General features: G+C 63.4%; 11 protein-coding genes. 7 read left to right on the forward strand and 4 right to left on the reverse strand.

Annotated elements, in window-relative coordinates:
- Nucleotides 1-80 precede the first annotated feature (80 nt).
- The 4 genes from GGR36_RS19640 to glgX all read left to right on the forward strand — a co-directional run bounded on the left by GGR36_RS19640 (nt 81) and on the right by glgX (nt 7,590).
- Nucleotides 81-584, forward strand: a complete 504-nt coding sequence (locus GGR36_RS19640) for a YfiR family protein (RefSeq protein ID WP_183637424.1) — start codon at nt 81-83, stop codon at nt 582-584.
- Complete coding sequence (locus tag GGR36_RS19645; RefSeq protein ID WP_183637442.1) at nt 581-2,479, forward strand: ATP-binding protein; 1,899 nt, start codon at nt 581-583, stop codon at nt 2,477-2,479. The genes GGR36_RS19640 and GGR36_RS19645 overlap by 4 nt, the downstream gene beginning before the upstream one ends.
- 161 nt (nt 2,480-2,640) lie before the next feature.
- Complete coding sequence (locus tag GGR36_RS19650; RefSeq protein ID WP_183637456.1) at nt 2,641-5,298, forward strand: polysaccharide deacetylase family protein; 2,658 nt, start codon at nt 2,641-2,643, stop codon at nt 5,296-5,298.
- 156 nt (nt 5,299-5,454) lie between these two features.
- Nucleotides 5,455-7,590, forward strand: coding sequence for a glycogen debranching protein GlgX (gene glgX / locus GGR36_RS19655; RefSeq protein ID WP_183637459.1), 2,136 nt, complete (start codon nt 5,455-5,457; stop codon nt 7,588-7,590).
- A gap of 21 nt (nt 7,591-7,611) precedes the next feature.
- Here the strand turns inward: glgX and mog are convergent, their stop codons facing one another.
- Both mog and yjgA read right to left on the reverse strand, forming a co-directional pair.
- The gene (gene mog, locus GGR36_RS19660; RefSeq protein WP_183637462.1) at nt 7,612-8,199 is read right to left on the reverse strand and encodes a molybdopterin adenylyltransferase; all 588 of its coding nucleotides are present in this window, start codon (nt 8,197-8,199) and stop codon (nt 7,612-7,614) included.
- The gene (gene yjgA, locus GGR36_RS19665) at nt 8,196-8,771 is read right to left on the reverse strand and encodes a ribosome biogenesis factor YjgA (protein WP_183637465.1); all 576 of its coding nucleotides are present in this window, start codon (nt 8,769-8,771) and stop codon (nt 8,196-8,198) included. The genes mog and yjgA overlap by 4 nt, the downstream gene beginning before the upstream one ends.
- A gap of 70 nt (nt 8,772-8,841) precedes the next feature.
- Between yjgA and pmbA the strand changes: the two genes are divergently transcribed.
- The 3 genes from pmbA (at nt 8,842) to GGR36_RS19680 (ending at nt 12,739) form a co-directional block, all read left to right on the forward strand.
- Nucleotides 8,842-10,185, forward strand: coding sequence for a metalloprotease PmbA (gene pmbA / locus GGR36_RS19670; RefSeq protein WP_183637468.1), 1,344 nt, complete (start codon nt 8,842-8,844; stop codon nt 10,183-10,185).
- 181 nt (nt 10,186-10,366) lie between these two features.
- Nucleotides 10,367-11,479, forward strand: coding sequence for a TRAP transporter substrate-binding protein DctP (locus tag GGR36_RS19675; protein WP_183637472.1), 1,113 nt, complete (start codon nt 10,367-10,369; stop codon nt 11,477-11,479).
- 291 nt (nt 11,480-11,770) lie between these two features.
- Nucleotides 11,771-12,739 carry a TerC family protein gene (locus GGR36_RS19680; RefSeq protein ID WP_183637475.1) on the forward strand — a complete coding sequence of 323 codons (969 nt, stop codon included), beginning with the start codon at nt 11,771-11,773 and terminating at the stop codon, nt 12,737-12,739.
- Between the two features lie 38 nt (nt 12,740-12,777).
- Here GGR36_RS19680 and GGR36_RS19685 read toward each other — a convergent pair whose 3' ends face one another.
- Together GGR36_RS19685 and GGR36_RS19690 are read right to left on the reverse strand one after the other, a co-directional pair.
- Nucleotides 12,778-14,460, reverse strand: a complete 1,683-nt coding sequence (locus tag GGR36_RS19685) for a TRAP transporter large permease (protein ID WP_183637479.1) — start codon at nt 14,458-14,460, stop codon at nt 12,778-12,780.
- Nucleotides 14,460-15,062, reverse strand: coding sequence for a TRAP transporter small permease subunit (locus GGR36_RS19690; RefSeq protein WP_183637482.1), 603 nt, complete (start codon nt 15,060-15,062; stop codon nt 14,460-14,462). The genes GGR36_RS19685 and GGR36_RS19690 overlap by 1 nt, the downstream gene beginning before the upstream one ends.
- Nucleotides 15,063-15,191 lie beyond the last annotated feature (129 nt).

Below are 15,191 nucleotides of genomic sequence, written 5' to 3' on the forward strand. Positions count from 1 at the left end.
GATCGCGCCCCGAGACGCATCGCCTACGGCGCACAACACCATGCGGATAGGGGGCATCGATTAGCGCCTGGCCCCACCGCTTGCAGGGACGCATCACCCGCCTGGCTTGCCTGGCAGTCGCACTGGCCGCACAGCACGGCCACGCGGCACTCGGCGAAGCACAGGTGAAAGCGGCGTACCTGATCAATTTCACCCGTTACGTGCAGTGGCCTGCAACGTCAGGACACCAACTTTGCCTGGTCGGCGCAGACGACATCGCCGAATGGCTCGAACGCAACCAGGTCAGGAGCGGCGCAACAGTGAGGCGGCTGCTCGACCCGGGGGAAATTGAAGGCTGCACGCTGCTCTTCCTCGGTCGCGACAGCACGCAGACCCGCCAATGGCTGTCAGTCACGCGGGATCGCAGCGTGCTCACCGTAGGCGAACAACCGGGCTTCCTGCAAAAAGGCGGTGTGATCAACCTCGTGTATCAGAACAACACGTTGCGCTTCGAGGTAAATCTCGACAACGCACGGCAGGCGCATCTGCAAGTCAGCTCACGTCTGCTCGCCGTCGCCGAGCATGTTGAGGGCACCCTGCCATGAAGCTGCAACAACGCCTGATCCGCTTGAGCGTTGGCGTACTGCTGCTGGGGCTGATCCTCCATGTCGCCCTTTTGCTTGGCTACGAACAATTGACCTACCGCGACCGCGCGCTGCAGGACTTGCGCGGCCGCGCACAGATTCTCGCACTCAACAGCGCCGCCGCACTTGCCTTCAACGACACCCGCGCGGCCACCGAGAACCTGCAGACGCTGCGCACCGCACCTGCGGTTGTGCTGGGCTGCCTGTACGCCGAGGAAGCGACCCTGCTCGCGCATTACAGCCCGTCCGGCGCACGATGCCCGAAACGCCCGCAACCGGCCCAGGGGGCTGGCTCGATCCGCCACGTCGAATCCGTCATGGTTCAGGACCAGTCCGTCGGGCAGTTGCTGTTGGAAGAACGGCTGCCGACACTGGCCGAACGCCTGCCGCGATATGGCCTGTTGCTGCTCAGTGTGATCGCCGCCGAAGCGGTGTTGATTCTGGTGCTGGTCGTCGCACTTCGCAGGCGGGTGTTGATCCCGGTGCACGATCTGGCTGAACTGGCTGCGCGCGTGACCGAGCGGCGCGATTACAGCCAACGGGTCAGCACTCATGGCTCAGACGAGATCGCCGCGCTGGGCATGGCCGTCAACCGGATGCTTTGCGCAATCGAGGAGCGCGAGGCCGCCATCAAGGAAAACGCACACCTTCTGCAAGCGCTGATCGATCACGCTCCGGCCGCGATCACCATGAAGACCATGGACGGCCGCTACCTGCTCGCCAACCAGCAATTCGCCGAGCAACTTGGCGTCAGCACCGAGGCGGTCATTGGCTTGCAAGATATCGACCTGTTTCCGACACCTATCGCGCAAGCCCGCGACCAGGCCGATCGCGCGGCAGCGCAAGCGGAAGGCAGCCTGCGCGTTGAAGAACAACTGGGCGAACGCGTGTGGCTGAGCGAACGCTTCCCGCTGCGCAATGCAGCCAGCGAAATCTATGCCGTCTCGGCAATTGCGACCGATATAACCGAGCAGCGCGCGACGCAGGCATCGCTGGCTCAGGCGCTGGCCAATCTCACGCAATTGAACGAGACCCTCGAAGCGCGCGTGGCGCAACGCACTTTCGAGCTCAAGCAGGCAATGGACCAGCTGGTCCAGAGCGAGAAACTCGCAGCGCTTGGCAGCCTTGTCGCCGGCATCGCCCATGAGCTCAACACCCCGGTGGGCATGGTGGTCACGACCTCATCCACGATGTCCGAGCGCGCGCGTGAGCTGAAGGCAATGGTCGAGGGAGGCTCCATCTCGCGCAGCAAGCTCACCGAGTTTCTCGAAGACCTGGGCGCCGGCATGTCGCTGATCGAAAACAACAGCTTGCGCGCCGGTCGCCTGATCAACGACTTCAAGCAAGTCGCGGTCGATCAGACCAGCATGCGGCGGCGGCAATTCGACCTCGGCGCACTCATCGACGATACGCTGCACGCATTGGTGCCACTGTTCAAGCACAGCGGGCAACGCATCGAATCAAGCATTGGCCCCCAGATTGCCTGCGACAGCTACCCCGGCGCGATCGAGCAGATCGTCACCAACCTGATCCAGAACGCGTTGCTGCATGGCCTTGCAGGACGCAAGGACGGATTGATCGAACTGGGCGCACATGTCTCGCATGGCACGGTGCAATTGACGTTGCGCGACGACGGCAAGGGCATCGAAACGCAATACCTGCCGCACATCTTCGACCCCTTCTTCACGACACAGCTTGGTGCTGGTGGAAGTGGCCTCGGGCTCTACATCTGCCACAACCTGGCGCGCGGCATCCTCGGGGGCAAGATCGAAGCGAGCAATCACCCGCTCGGCGGCGCGACCTTCGTGCTGACGTTCCCGGCGGTCGCCCCGCAGCGGGCAAGCGACGCGAGCTAGGGGCGCAGGCGCCGCAGGCACTGGGGTGCGGCTCGCTTCGACATGACGAGGCCACCGAGCCCCCCCCGCACGAACCAGAGAAGAGCTGGACCCCGACAATGCGCAGCCAATGACATTGGACTGTCGTAGACTGCCGGGTTTGCTCTCCAGTCAAATCCGCCATGCGCCTCGTACCTGCCATCCTGCCTACGCTCCTGCTCTGCACCGGCCTCCTGGCAGGCTGCAAGCCCAACACCGCCTCGAACACCGCGGCAACCGCGACGAGCGCACCGTCCGCAGGCACCGTTGCCGCCGAAGATCTGCTGCCCGGCGCGCAGCTGCTGCTGGAGCGTTATCGCAAGCTGATCGTGTTGCTGGCCGACGAGCGCGCGATGAGCGACACGGAGCGCGCCGCAGCCAATCAAGTGGGGCAGGCGCTGTTCCACGAAAACCTCGCAGACCGCGCCAAGCTCGAAGCGCGCATCGCCGCGCTGACCACATCCGCCCAGGAGCGCCGCTTCGAAACCTTTGAGGCGCTGCTCGCCCAGGTCGAGTCCGGCAAGGGGCTCTTCGATGCCGACCGCCTCGCCTACCGCGAACTGCTCAAGGCGCTCGAACTGAGCCTGCAGCAGGACTCGACGCTGCCCGCGATCAAACTCCACAAGCGTGTCGGCGAAGACCTGGACGCCATGCAGGAAATCGAGCACCAGTACGACAAGGAGCTGCGTCAGGTGTTCGACCGTTTCGAGACCCGCGCGATCACCCTCAAGCGCGAGAAGTGGGACGACTACGTCGCGCACTTGAAGAAGCTGTACTCGCGTGAGCAGATCATGAAGGACTACGGGCAGATCGTGCCCTACCCCGCCGCCAAGGCGGGCGACGACGACCAGGAAAAGCCGGTGTTCGGTTACGACCTTCCGCCCAAGACGCTGGTATTGACCTTCGACGATGGCCCGCACAATGCCTACACCGACGAGATCGCAGCGATCCTCAAGCAATACAACGCGCCGGCGGTTTTCTTCGAGGTCGGCAACAACCTCGGGTCGGTGAATGATTCCGGAAAGGCGCAACTTGGCGCGCGTGCCAACGTGGCCAAGCGACTCAAGGATGCCGGTTACGTGCTGGCCAACCACAGCTACAGCCACGCCCAGTTGTCGAAGGAAACAGGCGATCCGCTCAAGGCGGAAATCAACCGCACCGACCAGTTGCTCAAGGTCGTCGACCCGAGCCCCTCGCACCTCTTCCGCTTCCCCTACGGCGCGAGCAGCCGCGAGGCCATGAACGAGCTGGCCGCACTGAAGCTGAGATCGATCATGTGGAACATCGATTCGCTGGACTGGGCTGATCCGGTGCCCAACTCCATCGCCGATCGCGTGCTTAAGAGCGTGGCCAAGGAGGGGCGCGGCATCATCCTGTTCCACGACATCCACGAGCGCACCGTCACCGCGCTGCCGAAGATCCTCGAACAGCTCACCGCCGAGGGCTACCGCTTCGCCGGGTGGGATGGCAAGGGCTTCAGCGCGTCGACCGCCGCCCCCTCGCCCGCCGAAGACAAGACCACGGTAACGACCGGCTATGAGGATTCCTGGGCGGTGGTCGTCGGCATCGACAACTACGCCAAATGGCCCAAGCTGCAGTACGCCGCGCGCGACGCCGATGCGATCCGCCAGGCCCTGATCGACGAATTCGGCTTCGCCAGCGAACGGGTGTTCAGCCTGAAGAACGGCGAGGCGACCCGCAACGCGATCCTCTCCACCTTCCATGATCGCCTTGCACACGGCGGCGTGAAGAAGAATGACCGCATCTTTGTCTTTTTCGCTGGTCACGGCGCGACGCGCAAACTCAGTTCCGGCCGCGATCTGGGCTACATCATTCCGGTGGACTCAGACCCCGCCCAGATGGCGTCCGACGCGATCCCGATGACCGAGATCCAGAACATCGCCGAGAGCCTCACCGCCAAGCATGTGCTGTTCGTGATGGACGCCTGCTACAGCGGCCTCGGCCTCACTCGCGGCGGAGGCAACAACGCCTTCCTGAAGGAAAACGCACGCCGCATCGGCCGCCAGATGCTCACCGCAGGTGGTGCGGACCAACTGGTGGCCGACGGCGGCCCGAACGGGCATTCGGTGTTCACGTGGACACTGCTGCAAGGCCTCGCCGGCAAGGCAGACCTGAACGGCGACGGTTTCATCACCGGCACCGAGCTGGCCGCCTACATTGCACCTGCAGTCGCAAGCATCTCGCAGCAGACGCCAGCCTTCGGCAGCCTGCCCGGGTCGCAGGGCGGTGAATTCGTGTTCCAGCTCAAACCCGAAACCGAGTTCCTCAGCCCCGCGACCGAACAACTGCCGCGCGAAGCCCTTGCACTGAACCAGAAGCTGGCCGAGGCGACGCCGGCGGCGTCTTCGGCACCGGTCACGGTGAAAGACCTGCAAGGCAACGAGACGAAACTTGCCGTGCCCAAACCGGTGGCGGCCAACGCCCGGCAACTCGCCCAGCGCGCCAATGACCGCGGCCTTCAGCTGTATCGCGAACAACAGTACGCCGCCGCCGAAGCGCAGTTCACCGAAGCCTTGAAACAGCGGCCGGACTTCGCGTTGGCGGCGAACAACCTTGGCTTCATCTACCTGAAGCAGCAGAAGTACAAAGAGGCCGCGCGCTGGTTCGAGAACACGATCAAGATGGACCCTTCTCGCGCGGTGGCCTACCGCAATCTGGGCGACGCCTGCATCCAGTCGGGTGAAAAGGATTGCGCCCGAAAAGCCTTCGGCACCTATCTGGAATTGGTACCCAGCGGCAGCGGCGCCGATTACGCCAAGCAGCAAATCGATCGACTCTGAAACAAACAAGGCTCGCCGGGTGTCGGACTTCACCCGGCGTCTCGGGCGGCGACGCACGACATCACGACGTCATTCAATTCCCGTGGCAAGCGTTTGATCCGGCTTCTACGATCAAGGTAATCGCAGGGCCAGCCTGCCTTTACAAGGATCGTCGCGATGGCCGCCACACCTGTCCCGCCCAGCCCGAGGAACGTTTTGCCCGGCCGCTGGTATCCGCTGGGCGCAACGCCCGAACCCGGCGGCGTCAACTTCGCACTGTATTCGCGCCACGCCACGCGGGTATTCCTGCATCTCTTCGACGAAGCGGGCGGTTCGCCGAGCGACATTCTTGAACTGACCGAACGCGACCGGTATGTGTGGCACGGCTTCGTACCCGGCCTCAAACCCGGCCAGTTGTACGGGTTCAAGGTCGATGGCGCGATCGATTCGGTGCGGGGGCTGCGCTTCAATCCGCACAAGCTGCTGCTCGATCCGTATGCGCGAGCGATCTCGGGCAAGCCGACCAACCCCGGCAACCTGCTGCTGGCGTATGACCCGGCATCGCCACTGGGGGATCTGTCGCTCGACACTCGCGACAACAGTGCGGTGATGCCCAAGGGCATCGTGGTCGACCCGGCCTTCGACTGGGGCAACGACACCCCGCCAATGATTCCGTTCGAACAATTGGTGATCTACGAGACCCACGTAAAGGGTTTCACCGCCGACCCCGCGTCCGGCGCCAAGCAGCGCGGCACCTACCTTGGCTTCATCGAGAAGATTCCCTATCTGAAGGAACTCGGCGTCAATGCCGTCGAGTTATTGCCGGTGCATGCCTTCCATGTCGAAGACTTCCTCGGCGAACGGGGGCTGACGAACTATTGGGGCTACAACACGCTGGCCTTCTTCGCGCCGGAGCCGAGTTACGGCACCGGTCGAGCGCCGGGCTGCGAGGTCACGGAATTCAAGACGCTGGTGCGGGCCCTGCACCAGGCCGGCATCGAGGTGATTCTCGACGTCGTCTATAACCACAGCGCCGAAGGCAATGAACACGGCCCGACACTGTCGCTGCGCGGCATCGACAACCCGAGCTACTACACCCTCACCGGCCCGGAAGCGGAGCCGAATCGCTACTACGTCAACACCACCGGTTGCGGCAACAGCCTGAATTTCGCCAGCCCCGCAGTGATCAAGCTGGTGATGGATTCACTGCGCTACTGGGTCGAGGAAATGCACGTCGACGGCTTCCGTTTCGATCTGGCATCGGTGCTGGGGCGCGAGGAGAGCGGCTTCCAGCGCACCGGCGCCTTCTTCGATGCGGTGGGCCAGGACCCTGTGCTGTCGCGGGTGAAACTGATTGCCGAACCGTGGGACCTGGGCACCTACCAGGTCGGCAATTTCCCGGTCGACTGGTCGGAATGGAACGGCCGCTTCCGCGACACCCTGCGCAAGTTCACCAAGGGCGACGGCGGGCTGCTGGGCGAGCTGGGCCGACGGCTCACCGGCTCGTCAGACCTGTATGGCGATGATGGCCGCTCGGCCTTCAACAGCGTCAACTTCATCACCTGCCACGACGGCTTCACGCTGAACGATCTCGTCAGCTACAACGGCAAGCACAACGAGGCAAACCAGGAGGGCAACCGCGACGGTTCCGACGACAACAGTTCGTGGAACTGCGGCGCCGAAGGGCCGACCAATGACGCCGAAATCGAGCGCCTGCGCGGCCAGATGATCCGCAACCACCTGTGCGCGCTTCTGTTTGCGATGGGCACGCCGATGCTGCTCGGTGGTGACGAAGTGCGCCGCACCCAGCACGGCAACAACAACGCCTACTGCCAGGACAACGCGATCGGCTGGTTCGACTGGTCCCTGGTGCAGCGGCACGCAGACCTGTTCACCTTCACCCGCCGCGCGATCGCCTTCACCCGGCGTTACACCGTGCTGCAGCGGCGCAAGTTCCTGATCGGTCAGGACATGAACTGCGATGGCGTCGCCGACATCACCTGGTACGGCACCGACCTGAACCCGCCGCGCTGGGACGACCCGCAGGCCCGTACGCTCTGTTACCGGCTCGACGGCGGCGAGATCGCCTCGGCCGAGGGGCGCTACTACCTGTTCCTGATCCTGAACGCCGATCCGGCCACCCAGTGGGTCAAGCTGCCGCCCGCCGGCCCAGGCATGCACTGGTACCGCGTGGTCGACACCAGTCTGCCGCCCGGCGAAGACTTTGCCGAGGAAGGCAAGGCGGTGCCGCTTTCGCCGGAAGACAGCTACATCGCCAACGGCCGCAGCACGGTGATGTTGATCGCGCGCTGACCAGGCAGGGCACCCGACGCTTCATCCCGCCGGGCGCTGCGCCGACTTGGGCCGGAACGCCTTGACCACAGCATCGTTGGTCTCGGCGTACGGCCCGCCGATCAGGTCGATGCAATACGGCACCGCGGCGAAGATGCCCGGCACGCGCACCGAGCCGTCGTCGTTGCGCACGCCTTCGAGCGTCTCGCGGATCGATTTGGGCTGGCCCGGCAGGTTGAGGATCAGGCTCTTGCCGCGAATCACGCCGACCTGGCGCGAGAGGATCGCGGTCGGCACGAAGGCCAGGCCGATCTGTCGCATCTGTTCGCCGAAACCCGGCATGACCTTGTGCGCCACCGCGAGCGTGGCTTCCGGCGTCACATCGCGCGGCGCCGGGCCGGTGCCGCCGGTGGTCAGCACCAGGTGACAGCCCGCGACGTCGCACAGTTCGATCAGGGTCGCTTCGATCGTCGCCTGATCATCCGGAATCAGGCGCTTCTCGGCCCGCCATGGCGTCGTCAGCGTCCGCGCGAACCATTCTTCGAGCGCCGGCAGCCCCTTGTCCTCATAGACCCCGGTCGACGCACGGTCGCTGATCGACACCAGACCGATGACAAGCGTTTCGCTCATGCCTCGTCGCCCTCTGCGTCCTCGTCACCCGGTTCAGGCTGATCGGCGTCATTGGCGTATTCCAGGTCGCGCAAGATGCGAAAGATCTCGCGATAGCTACGCGGCGGCTTGGCGGCCTCGCGTTCCTTGAGCGCATTGCGGCGCAGATTGCGCAGGTGCTGCAGATCGACGGCGGGGTAAGCCGATGCAATCTCGCCGAGCACCGCCTCGTCTTCGAGCAGACGCTCGCGAAAACGTTCGAGCTTGTGCTGACGGGCAATCTCGGCGCGCGAGACGCCCGCGAAGGCATCGAGCGCCTCGCGGATCGGTGCGGGGTCAACGTCACGCATCAGCTTGCCGATGTACTGCAACTGGCGCCGTTTCGCTTCGTGCTTGCCAACCCGCGCATATTCGAGCACCGCGTCGTGCAGGCGCTCTGGCAGCGGGACCTTGGCGAGGCGTTGCGGCGACAGGGCCACAAGCTCTTCGCCAATCGCCTGCAAGGCATGCATGTCGCGCTTGCGCTGCGATTTGCTGGGGCCGTCGTACTCTTCCGAGTCGTCGTCATTCTGGTGTTGCGGAGTGCGGGGCATGGAGTTTCCGAAGGCAGTTTGGCCACAAGAACGTAAAATTATAGCTTTCGACCCGACGGACGCTTCCCTAATGGCCACTGGAACAGGTTTCAGCTTCACCCAGGACTCGCTGCGCGAGATCGCCGCCGATGTGCTGCGCCATGCGACGACACAGGGCGCGTCGGCCTGCAGCGTCGACGTATCGGAGGGCTGGGGGCATTCGGTGACGGTGCGGCAGGGCGATGTGGACACGCTCGAATACCACCGCGACAAGGGCGTCTCGGTCACCGTGTACCTCGGCCAGCAGCGCGGCCACGCCAGCACCACCGACTTCGCGCCGCAGGCATTGCGTGACACGGTGGCCGCCGCGGTGTCGATCGCACGTTTCACCGCCAGCGACCCTGCCGCCGGCTTGCCGGATGCCGACCAACTCGCGCGCGAACCGCGCGAACTGGGCCTGTTCCACCCTTGGGCAACCGATGTCGACACCTCGATCGACATGGCTCGGCGCTGTGAGGAGGCCGGCTTTGCGGTCAGCGATCAGGTCAGCAATTCGGAAGGCGCCTCGGTCTCGACCCAGCAAAGCCAGTTCGTGTCGGCCAACAGCCTTGGTTTCTGCGAAGGATTTGCGACAACCCGGCACGGCTTTGGTTGCTCGATGATTGCCGGGGAAGGCGACGGCATGCAGCGCGACGACTGGTTCGTGACCAAACGCGACGCGGCCACTCTGCCCGCGCCCGAAGCCGTTGGCGCCTATGCGGCGCGGCGCGCGCTGTCGCGCCTGAATGCACGCAAGCTCAGCACCTGCGAGGTGCCGGTGTTGTTCGAGGCGCCGCTGGCGGCCAGCCTGATCGGCCACTTCGTCACCGCAGCCAGCGGCGGCAGCCTCTACCGCCGCAGTTCCTTCCTGCTCGATGCGCTGGGCGAAAAGGTGTTCTCCGATGTCGTGACATTGCTCGAGGACCCGTTCATCCCCGGTGGCATGGCGAGCGGCTGGTTCGACGACGAAGGGGTCGCCACGGCGCGGCGCGAGGTCGTCTCCCGCGGCACCCTGAACGGCTGGTTCCTCGGCAGCTATTCGGCGCGCAAGCTGGGGCTCAAATCCACCGGCAACGCGGGCGGCTGTCACAACCTGATCCTGCAGCCGGGCAAGCTGGACCTGAACGGTCTGCTCAAGAAAATGGGGCGTGGCCTGTTCGTCACCGAACTGCTCGGCCACGGCGTCAACAACGTCACCGGCGACTACTCGCGCGGCGCGGCCGGGTACTGGGTCGAGAACGGCGAGATCGCCTACCCGGTGCACGAGATCACCATCGCCGGCAACCTGCGCGAGATGTATGCAGATATCGTCGCCTGCGGTAACGACATGCTGACCCGCGGCTCGAAACACTGCGGCTCGGTGCTCATCGGCAACATGACAGTGGCCGGCGACTGAGCCGCAGGGCAGGAAGTCACCCAGCCCCGCAAGCCGCGCCGCGCGATCCTTACGGAATCCTTACGCAGCAAGGCTTTGCGGTTTTGCGACGCAGCGCATGTGACGCTTCACGACTGCCCCGCTGCTCTCGTATAGTCGCGACGTTCCCACACGAACAACCCCACAGAGGAGAGGAGACACCGTGGAACGTCGCAAATTCCTGAAGTCCGCCAGTGCCGGCCTGGCGGTCGGCGCCGCGGCGATGCCCGCGATGGCCGCCGATGCGCCGACGATCAAATGGCGCCTGGCGTCGAGCTTTCCCAAGAGCCTCGACACCATCTACGGCGCGGCCGAAACGATGGCCAAGCGCGTCGCGGAAGCGACCGGCGGCAAATTCCAGATCCAGGTATTCGCCGCAGGGGAAATCGTCCCCGGCCCGGGCGTTCTGGATGCCGTCAAGGATGGCACGGTCGAAATTGGCCACACCGCTTCGTATTACTTCGTCGGCAAGGATCCGACCTTTGCCTTCGACACCGCGATGCCCTTCGGCCTCAACAGCCGCCAACAGTCGGCCTGGATGCTGCAGGGCGGCGGCCTTGCCCTGATGCGCGAGCTCTTCAAGGACTACGGCATCTACAACATTCCCTGCGGCAACACCGGCGCGCAGATGGGCGGCTGGTTCCGCAAGGAGATCAAGACCGTCAAGGATTTCGATGGCCTCAAGATGCGGATCGGCGGCTTCGCCGGCAAGGTCATCGCCAAGCTGGGTGCGGTGCCGCAGCAGATTCCGGGTGGCGACATCTACCCGGCGCTGGAGAAGGGCACCATCGACGCCGCCGAGTGGGTTGGCCCCTACGACGACGAGAAGCTCGGTTTCAACAAGGTCGCCAAGTACTACTACTACCCCGGTTGGTGGGAGGGTGGTCCGCAGCTGTCGGTGTATGTGAACCAGAAGCAATGGGATTCGCTGCCGAAGGAGTACAAGGCGATTCTCGAAGATGCATGCATGTACGCCCATGTCGACATGCAGGCCGAGTACGACGCGAAAAACCCGTTTGCGCTGAAAAAGCTGGCCGCTACCGGCACCCAGCTGCGCCCCTTCCCGCCGGAAGTGATGATGGCTTCGTACAAGGCGGCCTTTGAGCTGTATGAAGAAACGGCGGCCGCCAATCCGAAGTTCAAGAAGATCTACGATCAGTGGAAAAAATTCCGCGATGACCAGATCCTCTGGTTCGGTGTGGCGGAAAGCCGCTTTGACAACTTCCTGCAACAGCAACGTAGCGGGACAGCCACCAAGGATACGGGCAAGAAATAGGCGTCTTGTACGGCCACGAACCGCCCCGCCTCGGCGGGGCTTTTCACATCGGACAACGGAACTTTCTCGCAAATCGAGAGACAAACCTGCTTGAACAAAGGGGAGTAGCTCCCGATCGGGTGTTCGTCATGACGCGACCTGTGGCAGGGTCGTCGGGCACCCGGGCAGCGCGGTACCACGGCCGCCTGCGAGCAAGACCTTTGCCGAAGCTGGCAAAGGTCCGTCCAGAAGGTACGGCCTGATCCGGCGACGGGCAGGCCGTTTTCATTTCGACGCGTTCAGGAGCTTTTGATGGCAACAATTGGTACCTGGTGGATGTGGGCGGGTTTCTTCGTGCTCGTACTCGCATTCATCCTGATGGACTTGTTCCTGCTGGGCGGCCGCAAGGCCCACAAAGTGGGCTTCAAGGAGGCGGCAGGGTGGTCGGTCTTCTGGGTGAGCATCGCAATGGGATTCGCCGCGGCGCTCTGGTTCTGGCTGGACACCACCGTAGGGCGCGAAGTCGCCAATCTGCGCGTCACCGAGTTCGTCACCGGCTATCTGATCGAGAAGTCGCTCGCCGTCGACAATGTGTTCGTGTGGCTGATGATCTTCAGCTACTTCGCGGTGCCGATCGAATACCAGCGGCGAGTGCTGCTCTACGGGGTGGTCGGGGCCATCGTGCTGCGTACGGTCATGATCTTTGCCGGCGCGGTACTGATCGCCAAGTTCCACTGGATTCTCTATCTCTTCGGTGCCTTCCTGATCGTCACCGGCATCAAGATGCTGATCGTGTCTGAGGGCGAGGCCGATCTGTCGAAGAACCCGGTGCTGCGCTGGATGCGCGGACATCTGCGCATCACCGAGAAGATCGAGAATGAATCTTTCACGCTGGTGCGCGACGGCGTGCGCTGGTTCACGCCGATGTTCGTGGTGCTGGTACTGGTCGAGATTTCTGACGTGATCTTCGCGGTGGATTCGATCCCGGCGATCTTCGCGATCACCACCGACCCGTTCATCGTGCTGACGTCGAACATCTTCGCGATCCTCGGTCTGCGCGCGATGTACTTCCTGCTCGCCGACATGGCGGACCGCTTCGTTTACCTGAAGCATGCGCTGGCCCTGGTGCTGCTGTTCATCGGCACGAAGATGATGATCGTCGAGTGGTACAAGGTGCCGATCGGCGTCTCGCTGGGTGTCGTCGCCGCGATCATTACCACCGGCGTGGTGCTCAGCCTGATGGCCACCCGACGCAGCACGGCAAAGCCGACCCAGCACTGATCAGCAAAAAGGCCCGCGAATCTCGCGGGCCTTTTTCTTTACTTCTTCGCCGAGTCAGATTCTGGCGGCGGAATGTCCGGCGGCGGCAGGTCCGGCGCCGACGTGTCCGCCCCGGGGGGCGTCAAATCGGGCTCATTCATCTGATCGAGCGGAATATCGAGTTGCACCTTGTCGACATCGACATCGACTTTCTTGTCCAGCCCCATCGTGACCAAGCCCGGGAACACGATTATGAGCGCCACCATGATGACCTGGATCACCACAAAGGGAACTGCACCCCAGTAGATGTCGGTGGTCTTCACGCTCGCCGGCGCGACCGAGCGCAGGTAGAAAAGCGCGAAGCCGAAGGGCGGGTGCATGAACGAGGTTTGCATGTTCACGCCGAGCAGCACGCCGAACCAGATCAGGTCGATACCCAGCTTCTCTGCCACCGGCCCGAGCAGCGGCACGACGATGAAGGACAGCTCGAAGAAGTCGAGGAAGAAGGCAAGCAGGAAGACCAGGATGTTCACCACGATCAGGAAGCCCACCTGGCCACCCGGCAGATCCAGCAGCAGATGCTCAACCCATTTGTGGCCATCCACACCATAGAAGGTGAGGCTGAACACCCGCGCGCCGACCAGGATGAAGACCACGAAGGCGGTGAGCTTGGCGGTGGACTCCATGGCCTGCTTGAGGAGTTTCACGTCCAGCCGCTTGCGCAGCACCGCCATGATCAGCGCACCGGTCGCGCCCATCGCACCGCCTTCGGTCGGCGTGGCAATGCCAAGGAAGATCGTGCCCAGCACCAGGAAGATCAGCAGCAGTGGCGGAATCAGCACGAAAGTGACTTGCTCGGCCATGCGCGAAAGCAGCCCCAGCTTGAACACCTTGTTGAACACCGCGAGCAGGAAGGCGAGGATCACACCCGAAGCCATCAGCAGAACAACCTTCTCGTCGGTCGGCGCATCCGGCTGATTCGCGTAGTACCAGTGCTCGAAACCAACCGCCACCGCAATCGCCAGCGCCACCACCACCGCCAGCGATAGCAGGCCACTCTTGCCGTTTGGCTCACGGATCGTGCGCGCTTCCGCCGGCAGGGCTGGCGCCCAGTTTGGCCGGATCATCGTCACCAGGATCACGTAGCCGACATACAGGCCAGTCAGCGTGAAGCCCGGGATGAACGCACCCTTGTACATGTCGCCCACCGATCGACCCAACTGATCGGCCATGATGATCAGCACCAGCGAAGGCGGGATGATCTGCGCCAGCGTGCCGGACGCAGCGATGACGCCCGAGGCGAGCCGCTTGTCGTAACCGTAGCGCAGCATGATCGGCAGCGAGATAAGGCCCATCGAGATCACCGATGCCGCCACCACACCGGTGGTCGCTGCCAGCATCGCGCCAACGAAGATCACCGCGAAGGCCAGACCGCCGCGCACCGGGCCGAACAGTTGGCCGATGGTTTCGAGCAAATCTTCGGCCATGCCACTGCGTTCGAGGATCAGGCCCATGAAGGTGAAGAAAGGGATCGCCAGCAGCGTGTCGTTGTTCATCACGCCCCAGATGCGGTCCGGCAGCGCCTGGAACAGGGAAGGTTGCAGCAGCCCGAGTTCGATGCCGACGAGGCCGAAGATCACACCTGTAGCCGCCAGCGAAAACGCGACCGGATAGCCGATCAGCAGCAGCACGACCATCGACAGGAAGATGATCGGTGCGATGTTGTGGATGAGGAAGTCCATTACTTGCCCTCCCCTTCCGCCAGGCCGCGCATCTTGCGGATCTCTTCAGCCAGTTCCTCTTCTTCGGACGGCCCAGCGATGCCCTCGGTCGGATCGGGTCCCTTGCCGGTCAGGAAGGCCACGCGCTTGAAGATCTCGGAAAACCCCTGCAGGATCAGCAAGGAGATCCCCACCGGCAACAGCAAACGCGCCGGCCACAGTGGCAGCCCCCCTGCGTTCGCGGACGTTTCGCCGGATGTGAGGCTGGTCATGAAGACCGGCCAGGAGAGTCGCAGGATGATGAAGGCCATCGGGAACAGGAAGAACACCGTGCCGAAAATGTCGATCAGCATCTGCGTGCGCTTGGAAAACTTCCCGTAGATCACGTCGATCCGCACATGCGCGTTCTTCTGCAAGGCAAACGCGGCGCACAGCAGGAAAACGCCTGAGAATAGGTACCACTGGATTTCCAGCAGCGAGTTGGAACTCATGTTGAAGAGCTTGCGTACCACTGCGTTGCCGGCACTGATCAGGGTGACGATCAGGATCAGCCAGAACGCAGCGCGCGCGACCCGCTCATTGAGCAGGTCAATCAAGCGGGATAACCGCAGCAGAATGCCCAAGGTGATGTCTCCTCACTGGTGGTCCGGGCGCCCGTTGCAGGGCCCGTTTTTTCGTTGTGGCGCAAGTATGGCATCGCGAACCGCTAGACATAAAATTCTGGATTGCGTTTCGATGGACTCTGCCTCCGC

The sequence above is a fragment of the Niveibacterium umoris genome, assembly GCF_014197015.1.
Classification (GTDB): Bacteria; Pseudomonadota; Gammaproteobacteria; order Burkholderiales; family Rhodocyclaceae; genus Niveibacterium; species Niveibacterium umoris.